Consider the following 10,267-nt stretch of genomic DNA (forward strand, 5'->3'; position numbering starts at 1 on the left):
TCCCCGATTCCCGATTTCCGATCCCCACCATCTTAAATCAAAGTTGTTTGTGTCAAGCTTTCACAACAATAAGTAGGGCTTTATAGTGACATAGTACTAACTTATAACTTTATGTCACTGAATCATGACTTTTTGATGCTGATTTTAGCGTCTATGTCATAGAATAATGACAAGGCGATCCCCAAATAAGTAATAAATTCGTAAAAATACTAAAAACAAGCATGGCAACCTCTTGATCCCAGGGGGAGGTTAACAGTTAGTATTTTTTAACATAAAGACTCCTTAACTCCCAAAATTAAAAAATGCTGATTTTGGCATAACAGGAAATTGAAAGGGAGTGACCCGCAATATAAAAAAACAATAAAAACCTAACTGAAATTTAGGCAAAGTTGAGGTAGAGCAGGAGTCGAGAAGCAAAAGTTAATCTAAGGTGGATGGGATTGAATCAACCACTTATAGACAAGGGTACATTATTAACCTTTCAAATGACTGGAGGCCAAATTCATGGCAAAAGAAAGACCACCATTAGAAGAGATGACATTGCGACAGCTACGTAAAGTAGCAAGCTCTTACAGTGTCTCTCGTTATAGCCGAATGCGTAAATCGCAGCTGTTAGCAGCGATACAAGAAATTGAGCGTAGCGCAGCATCTCCCAGCCAATCTTTTTCATTGGAGGCACAGGAAACCGTGGAAGCAGCAAAATTTGAATTGGGTCAAGAAGATCTTACTGGTGGTACTCTGGCTGATGTAGACGAAGGAATTGGCGAATTACCAGATGGTTATGGTGAAAGCCGCATTGTTCTAATGCCTCGTGATCCCCAGTGGGCTTACACTTATTGGGATGTTCCTAACGATCACAAAGAAGAATTGCGACGCCAAGGAGGACAACAACTGGCGCTGCGGATTTATGATGTTACCGACATCAACTTGGAGTACCAAAGTCCTCACAGTATTCAGGAATATCCTTGCGATGAACTAGCACGGGAATGGTATTTGCCAATTCCTGTGAGCGATCGCGATTATGTGATCGATATCGGCTACCGTTGTGCTGATGGTCGCTGGTTAGTATTGGCTCGTTCTACTCCTGTCCACGTTCCTCCTGTATATCCATCTGATTGGATTGAAGACGTTTTCATCAACGTCAACTTTGAAGAAGATTTGCGTAGTAAAAGCTTCTACGAGTTGGTTCCCCCAGCGAAGAAAGCTGCTGCTGCTAGTGCTACAGGTAACGCCATTTACGACCAAATCTTTGGCTTGGCAGAATCTGCGGAGGCACAGCGAGTTGCTGGTTCTTTGTTTGGCTCAATGCAGCATGTTCCTGGTTCAGTTACTCCAGAACAAGCCATCAGTTCCTATGTCTTCCCCTCTGGTGTAGGTATGTGGGCAGTTCCAACTGTATCTGGCTTAACTATGTCTGGTGTAGGTATGTCTGGTGTCGGCTTCTCTGCTTCCGCCGTACCTGTTCGTCCACGCCAGTTCTGGTTGATTGCAGATGCTGAGTTGATTGTCTACGGTGCAACCGAACCCGATGCAACTGTCACCATTGGTGGTCGTCCCATTAAGTTAAATCCAGATGGAACATTCCGCTTCCAGATGTCCTTCCAAGATGGTTTGATTGACTACCCAATCATGGCTGTGGCTGCTGATGGCGAGCAAACCCGCTCAATTCACATGAAGTTTAATCGTGAAACTCCATCACGCAATACCAACACTAAGGAAGAAGCGGTTTTAGAATGGCTCGGTTAATTTAAGATTAGCCACAATCAGAATCTCTAGTTTTACCCCTGTTACAGCATAGCTGTGACAGGGTTTTTGATGTTGGATAATGTGGGCGATCGCTCAAGTTTTAGACTTGACTGTAGAAGTAGTCGAGCAAGTAGCACAGCAATCGCACAAATAAGCTTGGTTTCTACCGTCTTTTCTTCCCTTTTTGCCAACTTTGACTATTGGGTTTTTTGCTAAATTCTCCCTTGGGAAATAGTCGTTGTTCTAATTCTTCATAGCTTTCTTCAAAATCACAATGACCGTAAAGAGGACATTGGCGACAATAAACACCTTCTGTGTAGCGTTCCAAGTTTTCGCGATTGAAGTAATATGGTTTGTGGCTGAAGGTGCTGGCTACCCATTGCCATGACATATTATTACTAGCCGGGTCGCCATCTAAAAGATGTTCAAGAAACCATTTAGCTCCAGCTTGCCACTGAATACGCCGCCAATGGATGATATAAGCTGCCATCCACATACGAGCGTGGTTATGAAGATAGCCTGTTTCTCGTAGTTCTTTGCTGAAACTATCGATACATACTCTGTCTGTTGTACCTTGTCTGATATCTTCGGATAATTCCAGCGCGTACTCGCTTTTGTGATAGCCTGTTTTATATTCTTCTTGGTCTTGCCAGATGGTACTTCCCAGCTTAATATACAGCCGTTGCCAGTAGTCGCGCCAACCTAACTCGTTAATTAGTTTAGTGACCTCGTCTTGATTTTGTACGCGATCAAGCACATAATTTCGTATTTCACGCAAACTGAGAACCCCATAACGAATATAGGGAGAAAGCCGGGTGACTGCACCTGTAAAAAAATTACGTGTTTTTGCGTATTTAGCTGGGTCTACTTTTTGCAGTACTTTCTCAGCAGCTTGACGTCCACCAACTGTTTGACTGATGTGATCATCGCGTTCTGTGGCTTGAGGAAATTGTTCGCGCAGGTAAGCCACCAACTCATCACGGTTGGCAAATTCGCGTTGCATGTCTTGAGTCATTAGTCACCGTAACAAGAGCTAGAGAAGGTTTAATCGCTCAATTAGTATAACGTGGGCAAGCAAAAGCGATCGCACTCAAGTCAGGCGATCGCTTTGTGTAACGCAGAGTTTGTACCTATCTCAAGGTAATTGCAGTTGCATCTGGTGCTAATCTGATATCTCTAGCAATGATTACAGGCTTATTGACATAATCTTGGTAATATTCGTCTTGAAGACTGAGCTTGTATTGCTGTTCGATTTCGGCAATCTTCAAGTCATGAACTTCACCAGTGACTTGAATGGCTTCATCGCGATCGCTTGGTAAATCAAAAGGCCGACCAGAAGCATTTATAACTAATATTGGTTCACCACCAAAAAATCTGCGATCGCTGACTGTAAAGGAAGTTAAACCAACTTTTTGCAGTAGTCTGCTTCTGACTGTTACACTTTTACCAATCAATTCATCAGGATAATTGACTACTTCGGATGTAGTCACAAGTTGTGCAGTAGGAACAGTAGACGCTTGTTCATTTGTATAGGAAAGTCTCACGAATACAGCTAATAGTGCTATGGTAATTATTACTTTTGCTTGCCAAAGACCTTTGAATATATCTTGGCTTGGGTTTAGATTATTTTGCTTGTTGCTACTTTCAGCCATAATTCAAGACTCTCTTTTAACAGTTATTAGTTATCAGTTATCAGTTATTAATTGATTTAAGCCAGTTCAGATTTGTCCTTATATTGAGATCAGATAAAATTTATTAAACTGATTGATTAAAAATAAACTTGGATAATTCCCAGATCTAAACGAGATTCAAATATAAGATTATTATTATTAGGTAATAAAGTCTTCTTGCTCAGGTAATAATGAATTCTCTTTCATGAGACAGTGAGACAGAGTGATATGCATCTACCAGTTGAGAGAGAGCATATATTTTTCTAGCGTTGCTGATTTCATGTATGATGCAGAATTTAGGTGATTCCAAAACCTTTGTATCAGACGCGATATATTGCGTCTGGGACATCTAGATTCATACCACAATTCAATTCAGCAACGCCATTTTTCTATATCTAATGGTTGTGTAATTAATTAGGACGTGAGCATTCTAAATTGGTGAGTGAAAACGATGGTAACGGTTTAGATTAAGATTATGGAATTTAAAACACGCATCGTTGAGGTTGTAGATTACGATCCTCAATGGTCTCAGCTTTTCTTAGAACTCAACAGTGTGATAAAGAATCAGCTGGGTGATTTAGTCTTGGCTATAGAACATGTTGGTAGTACCTCAATAATTGGTTTAGCAGCTAAACCAATTATTGACTTAGATGTTGTGATCGCCTCGAATGAATTGCTTACGAAAGTGATCTGCTTGCTCGGAGAACTCGGTTACAAACACGAAGGAGATTTGGGTATATCAGGTAGAGAAGCATTTGCACGTTCTGCAAGTGATGTACCACGTAATGGTACAGGCAAAATATGGCCTCAGCATCATTTGTATGTTTGCCCCCAAGACAGTGTATCACTCAAAAGACACTTAGCTTTTCGCAACTACCTCAGAAATAACCCAGATGAAGCTTTAGCCTATGCAAAACTTAAATGTGAACTTGCCCAACGCTTTCGCTACGACGTTGATTTGTATTGTGAGGCAAAGACAAAATTTATAGAGAATATTCTGCAAAAAGTATTATCATGATGTTGCCGCAGTTAGCAAGCCTAAAAGCACAGTTACGATCAAAAAAGATATACTTCTATTTTTTGTGTCGGAACTGACTGCGAGGCAATATTAAATGCCCAAATGGAAACTAGTAACTGAATTCTCGTTTAACAGCGCCCATTACATTAAAGATTACGATGGCCCCTGCGGTCGGATGCATGGGCATAATTATACGGTGCGAATCGAAGCAACTGCATTGAAGCTACATTCTTCTCAGTATTGTCCACACCCAGTGATGGTAGCTGATTTTAGAACTTTACGCTGGGCAAAGCAAGATGTTTCCAAAGGGGGACTTGATCACTGCATCCTTAACGAAGTCTTACCTCCTGAGTACGAAACAACTGCTGAGATGATTGCTAAATATATTTATGATGAAACCAAAAAACGACTTCCAGCAGATGTGCAACTGAAAGTAGCGGTGTCAGAAACTCCCAATAGTTGGGTTGAGTACGAAGATGAGTAGATGTCTTGGTGGTGAAGAAAATTTATTTTTGAACCACCAAGATACGAAGACAGAAAAAACTTGATGAAAAATTGAGCTTTCAGTGCAGAATTAAGCAAAAAAATTAACTGAACCGTATTCTATTAAAAATAATAATAGCGCCTACCTGTACTTAGGTAGACACTACTGTTTTATTTAAGTTCAGGGAAAAAATATAGCGTCATAACTTCCCTGATTTTTACTATAAATAAAGTGCAATTTCATTCATTACACAGTACGACGACTTAATGCGTTCCACAAGAAAATAGCGACAATTGCACCAAGAACTGCGACTAGAATACCGGGAATGCTCAGAGAACTAGCTGCCAGTGCAAAGCGTCCCGTAGCGAAAAATACGCCCAAACTACCACCAACAAATGCACCAATAATACCTAAAACAATTGTTCCTAAAATGCCACCGCCTTGATGTCCGGGGTAGATAGCTTTGGCAATAGCACCAGCAATTAAACCTAAAACAATCCAAGCAAGAATATTCATTGTTTTGTATTTGGTAAACGTTTTTTAGTAACAAATACAGATTAACAGTCTCAACATTGATATCCAATCTACCAACAGAATTAACTATTTATTAGTCGAAAGTAATACTTCTGGATCTACCCCGGATTTTAAAGAAACAATCAATTAAAAAAAGCTCCTAGTAGATATAAAACTAGGGGCTGTTAATAATTCTTGCTTGGTAATCGTAGTATATGCGTTTTTAATGATTGCTTAACTCTACTTTAAGAATTAAGCTGAAGTTATATTTGGGAGCAAAACTAGTCTTCGCTAGCCTGGAGGGTGCGTTACAGCGATCGCTACATCATAAAACCATATATAATCGCCGCTCTAATTTTATTCTAGAGCGGCGATTGTTTGTATTTGCGATCGCACAAATTTGAGAATTAAACGACATTAGCAACAATTTCTGTTGCTTCTTGCAAAATTTCCTCTAGGTGAGCTTCGCTCTTAAAGCTTTCAGCGTAGACTTTGCATACATTTTCTGTACCAGAGGGACGAGATGCAAACCAACCGTTTTCTGTTGTCACCTTCAATCCACCAATAGGAGCGTTGTTACCGGGAGCATTGGTCAATTTGGCAGTAATGCGATCGCCAGCCAGGGTGGATGCTTTGACATCTTCCGGCGCGAGTTTACCTAGACGCGCTTTTTGTTCTGGCGAAGCGGGAGAATCGATCCGCTTGTAGAATGGTTTGCCCAGTTTTGCCGTTAAATCTTGATAATGCAAACCAGGATCTTTACCTGTACGTGCTGTAATTTCAGCCGCAAGCAGATCCATAATTATACCATCTTTATCTGTTGTCCAGACGGTGCCATCCTTACGCAGGAAAGAAGCACCAGCACTTTCTTCACCACCAAAGCCAAAAGAACCATCAAGTAAACCGTCTACAAACCACTTAAAGCCGACGGGTACTTCACAAACTTGGCGTCCAATTTCTTTACCAACTCGGTCAATCATACTACTACTGACCAAAGTTTTGCCGATCGCACTCGTTGCAGACCAGCCACTACGATTGGTAAATAAATACCAAATCGCTACAGATAAAAAGTGATTGGGGTTCATCAATCCCACGCTGGGGGTGACGATACCGTGGCGATCTGAGTCTGTGTCATTACCGAAAGCAATATCGTAGTCATCTTTAAACTTAACTAAGCTAGCCATAGCGTAGGGTGATGAGCAATCCATACGGATTTTGCCATCCCAATCTACGCTCATGAAGCGGAAAGTCGGATCAACGGTGTTGTTAATTACGGTAATATTTAAACCATAACGTTCTGCGATCGGTTGCCAGTAGGCGATGTTCGATCCACCCAAAGGATCAACACCGATGCGGATACCAGAGGATCTAATGACGTCAATATCAACAATATTTTCGAGATCGTTGACGTAGGGAGTAATAAAGTCAAAATAATGAGTTGTGGCTGCCTGTAGCGCAGATTCATAACTAATTCGGTTCACATCCCGGTTATTATTTGCCATCAACTCATTGGCGCGGGTTTGAATCCATTTAGTAATTTCAGGTTCCGCCGGACCGCCTGAAGGTGGGTTGTATTTAAAACCACCATCACTTGGGGGGTTATGAGATGGGGTAATAATGATCCCGTCTGCTAATTGACTAGTTCTACCTTTGTTATAGGTGAGAATGGCGTGGGATACTGCTGGTGTCGGTGTGTATTGTGCATAACCTTCACCTGCGGCGATATAAACTTCTACATTGTTCGCTGTAAGTACTTCCAACGCAGACTTTTGGGCTGGAGTCGAGAGTGCGTGTGTATCCATACCCATGTACAGCGGCCCATTAATACCCTGGCTCTTGCGATATTCAGCAACCGCTTGAGATACTGCAAGAATATGGTCTTCATTGAATGTGCCATTGGTAGAAGTACCACGATGGCCCGATGTTCCAAAACTAACACGTTGTAGTGTATTATTCGGGTCGGGATGAACCGTGTAGTACTGATCCAAAAGCTGTTCAACATTAATCAAAATATTGGCTGGAGCAGGTTTGCCAGCCAGGGGATTGGTTTGTTCTGCTGTTGTCTGCATTGGCGCTCGACCTATGCTCCTATGGTTTGGCTACGTCCAGGATACCGTGAAACTATGCCAAAACAACCATCCTAAAAGAAGATAAGTTGAAACTGTATCCGGCCTAGAACTAAAGTTCCAGGCTCATAGCGAAAGTCCACTCAAGTGGACTGGAACAAACTTTTTTTTGAGTCCTCTTCAGAGGACTTGCGCTATGAGCGGTACAGATGCGCTCAACCTAGATTTGTGTGTACACCGTAGCCTTACTAAGGAGAGGGAAGCCGGAGGCAGGGTGAGGTTTTATTTTATCTTTAATTACACCTACCTACTTAACTGATAACTGATAACTGAACAACTTGTCCAAATTCTATTACTCCTGTGTTTCAAGTATTTCCTTTGCTCTTAGCAGTTCTATGTAATGTTCTTCACTGACTTTGGGATATGCTAAGTTGAGGGATTTCATCTTCTCGTAGACAAAATAAGCTACACAAATGCGCGTAAACCATTTATGGTCGGCTGGGATAATATGCCAAGGCGCCCATTCTGTATTCGTATGATTAAAGACATCTTCATAAGCTTTCATATATTCATCCCAGAATTGCCGTTCTTTGGCATCACCGCTAGAAAATTTCCAATTTTTTTCAGGAAGCTCAATTCGTCTCAAAAAGCGTTTTTTCTGCTCTTCTTTTGAGACATTGAGGAAAAATTTCAGCACTACTATGCCATTATTAACAAGATATTTTTCAAAGTTATTTATCTCTTCAAATCTTTGTTGCCAAATGTGCTTGTCTGTTGTCTGGAGAGGTAAATTTTGTCTAGTGAGGAGTTCTGGATGGACACGCACCACTAGTACTTCTTCGTAGTAAGAACGATTGAAAATCCCGATGCGTCCCCGTTCTGGTAAAGCTTTAAATGACCGCCACAAATAATCGTGATCTAGTTCCTCGGCTGAAGGGGCTTTGAAACTAAACACTTGAAAACCTTGAGGATTAACCCCTGACATGACGTGTTTAATAGTACTATCTTTACCAGCAGCATCCAATGCCTGAAGAATAATTAGCAAAGCATAAGTGTCTTGAGCATAAAGCATATCCTGATACTTCGCTAACTCTTCGACCTCCCATTGTAATAGCTGTTTGGCTTCACTTTTTCGGAAGTCACTTTTATAGTCTGGGTCAAAGTCTTTTATATTGATCTTTGTACCAGGCTTAAAAAGCATAGTTTGGGGATTCAAGCGAGTTACGAAGTCTGCGTAAGCCATAACTTTATACTCAATATTTGAAAATAGGATTTATTTTTTCACCACATAAAAACGCTAGCGGCTAGTTAAATACACCTTTGCATAAAAGCATAACGTTTTTCAACACAGAGGGACGCAGAGTTTTTCCGAAATAATATGCGTTACGAATTTGTAAAATATTGTCCTAATTATATTTAGCTATATGTCTCGTCTCGAATTTGTAGAATTTTCTTTTGGTACAGATTTGACTTCAGTATATTTTTGAGGACGATTTACAGAAGAATCTTTCATTTGATGAGCTAATCTTTGATTTTTGCTCTCATTTACATTTTTTCCTAGCTCTTGCTGTTTAGGAGAACGTGTGGAAGAAGCTTCTCCTTTCTCACTCTGATTTTTATCTGGATGAGATATTTCCCTGGATTGAGATTTTATCTCACTGGATTTAGCAGCATGAGTTGAGGAAGGTTCTCCGATTTGTTGAGCTAACTGGCGATTTCTTCCTACATCCATATCTTTTTGTACATGATGTGCTTCTTTGAGTTTTGGTGATAATCCCTCTAAGTTTTGAGAGTTTGTCTTGCTGATTCTTTCAGATTCATGTGTCTTTTTAGCTTCTTGTTGTTTGAGATTATTATTTATCAGTTTTTTCGCCAACTTTAAGTTATCTACAAAATTTTTGCTTCTTTCGGATTCCTGCTGATTTTCTATGCCTAGATTATTAAAGGAATCTGTAAGTATTTCTGAAGTAGGCTTTTTCATAAAACTTTTTAGTTCTCCACTACAACCGATGATAATCTGACGCAGAACTTCTCTTGTAATTCCTAGTTTTATAGCACCAAGTCCTTTGTATTGTTTAATGATTAAATTCATTATGTATTTTTATGAAAATTAATTTTGATTGATTATAGAAAATTTTCGAGTAAAGCAGATGAATTATCCTGGGTTAATTGTATAGCAAAACAAGTTTTGATCGAATCTTGTAATTTTGTATTTAGTAATTCAAATAAATATGGAATAGTTTGCTTTAACCATTCTTCAAGGGCTTGTGCAGGACTCATATAATCTGGACATGCTTCTAAAAATTCTAAAAAATCTTCTTTGCGGTGATCCAGTAGTGTTTTGTTTTCATATCGAAATACTCCTGGTGCTTCGCAGTGATTATATTCTGGATGAGGAAGATCCAATTTTAATAAATGTTCTGGAATCCGGCAAATTCCAATCCAGTAATTTTTGTCTTGTTCGCTAGGCTCAAAAATTGCCTTCACTAATAAAGTGTGGGCTTGTTGAATTTGATTTCCTAACCAGCCATGAACTTTGGCTTTTTCTTGCACTGCTTGCAAAGCTAATAAAGAAATAGCGCTCTTGAGAGTTCCTTGAACTTGTTCAACAGTCAGATGGTTTGCTCCCCTTTCGATCAAAATACGTCCCAAAATTCGACGTGCAGGATTAACAGCATCAGCACCAAAGGGAGCAGCTAATAATTGTAGAATCAGTGGGAGCATCCCAATTTTGCAAAAATAAAGAAAGGAAAGTTATTCGCGAGCTTGA

Annotated in this window: 11 protein-coding genes; 4 read left to right on the forward strand and 7 right to left on the reverse strand. The window is 40.2% G+C overall.

Going from position 1 to position 10,267, the window contains the following annotated elements; translation table 11 throughout:
• Positions 1-504 precede the first annotated feature (504 nt).
• Positions 505-1,746, forward strand: a complete 1,242-nt coding sequence (locus AC5JMK_RS27820; RefSeq protein WP_096676250.1) for a DUF4912 domain-containing protein — start codon at positions 505-507, stop codon at positions 1,744-1,746.
• Positions 1,747-1,909: 163 nt separating this feature from the next.
• On the opposite strand, the gene AC5JMK_RS27825 is transcribed toward AC5JMK_RS27820, so the two are convergent.
• Positions 1,910-2,761 (reverse strand): FAD-binding domain-containing protein, encoded by an 852-nt coding sequence (locus tag AC5JMK_RS27825; protein WP_495911462.1) that lies wholly within the window; start codon positions 2,759-2,761, stop codon positions 1,910-1,912.
• 115 nt (positions 2,762-2,876) lie between these two features.
• Positions 2,877-3,398: a hypothetical protein gene (locus AC5JMK_RS27830; protein WP_096676252.1), complete on the reverse strand. Its 522-nt coding sequence runs from the start codon at positions 3,396-3,398 to the stop codon at positions 2,877-2,879.
• A gap of 493 nt (positions 3,399-3,891) precedes the next feature.
• On the opposite strand from AC5JMK_RS27830, the gene AC5JMK_RS27835 reads away from it, so the two are divergent.
• Positions 3,892-4,434: a GrpB family protein gene (locus tag AC5JMK_RS27835; RefSeq protein WP_096676253.1), complete on the forward strand. Its 543-nt coding sequence runs from the start codon at positions 3,892-3,894 to the stop codon at positions 4,432-4,434.
• A 94-nt stretch (positions 4,435-4,528) separates the two neighbouring features.
• Positions 4,529-4,918: a 6-pyruvoyl trahydropterin synthase family protein gene (locus AC5JMK_RS27840; protein ID WP_096676254.1), complete on the forward strand. Its 390-nt coding sequence runs from the start codon at positions 4,529-4,531 to the stop codon at positions 4,916-4,918.
• A gap of 246 nt (positions 4,919-5,164) precedes the next feature.
• Here the strand turns inward: AC5JMK_RS27840 and AC5JMK_RS27845 are convergent, their stop codons facing one another.
• Complete coding sequence (locus AC5JMK_RS27845; RefSeq protein ID WP_096676255.1) at positions 5,165-5,434, reverse strand: GlsB/YeaQ/YmgE family stress response membrane protein; 270 nt, start codon at positions 5,432-5,434, stop codon at positions 5,165-5,167.
• Positions 5,435-5,700: 266 nt separating this feature from the next.
• Here AC5JMK_RS27845 and AC5JMK_RS27850 point away from each other — a divergent pair, with 266 nt between their 5' ends.
• Positions 5,701-5,835: a hypothetical protein gene (locus tag AC5JMK_RS27850; protein WP_495911463.1), complete on the forward strand. Its 135-nt coding sequence runs from the start codon at positions 5,701-5,703 to the stop codon at positions 5,833-5,835.
• Between the two features lie 3 nt (positions 5,836-5,838).
• Here AC5JMK_RS27850 and pgm read toward each other — a convergent pair whose 3' ends face one another.
• The 4 genes from pgm to AC5JMK_RS27870 all read right to left on the reverse strand — a co-directional run bounded on the left by pgm (position 5,839) and on the right by AC5JMK_RS27870 (position 10,221).
• Positions 5,839-7,500, reverse strand: coding sequence for a phosphoglucomutase (alpha-D-glucose-1,6-bisphosphate-dependent) (gene pgm / locus AC5JMK_RS27855; protein ID WP_495911464.1), 1,662 nt, complete (start codon positions 7,498-7,500; stop codon positions 5,839-5,841).
• A 349-nt stretch (positions 7,501-7,849) separates the two neighbouring features.
• Positions 7,850-8,740 carry a polyphosphate kinase 2 family protein gene (locus AC5JMK_RS27860; protein WP_495911465.1) on the reverse strand — a complete coding sequence of 297 codons (891 nt, stop codon included), beginning with the start codon at positions 8,738-8,740 and terminating at the stop codon, positions 7,850-7,852.
• 177 nt (positions 8,741-8,917) lie between these two features.
• Positions 8,918-9,589, reverse strand: coding sequence for a hypothetical protein (locus tag AC5JMK_RS27865; protein ID WP_495911466.1), 672 nt, complete (start codon positions 9,587-9,589; stop codon positions 8,918-8,920).
• 32 nt (positions 9,590-9,621) lie between these two features.
• Positions 9,622-10,221: a hypothetical protein gene (locus tag AC5JMK_RS27870; RefSeq protein WP_495911467.1), complete on the reverse strand. Its 600-nt coding sequence runs from the start codon at positions 10,219-10,221 to the stop codon at positions 9,622-9,624.
• Between the last annotated feature and the right edge of the window lie 46 nt (positions 10,222-10,267).

The organism is Pelatocladus sp. (assembly GCF_059505505.1).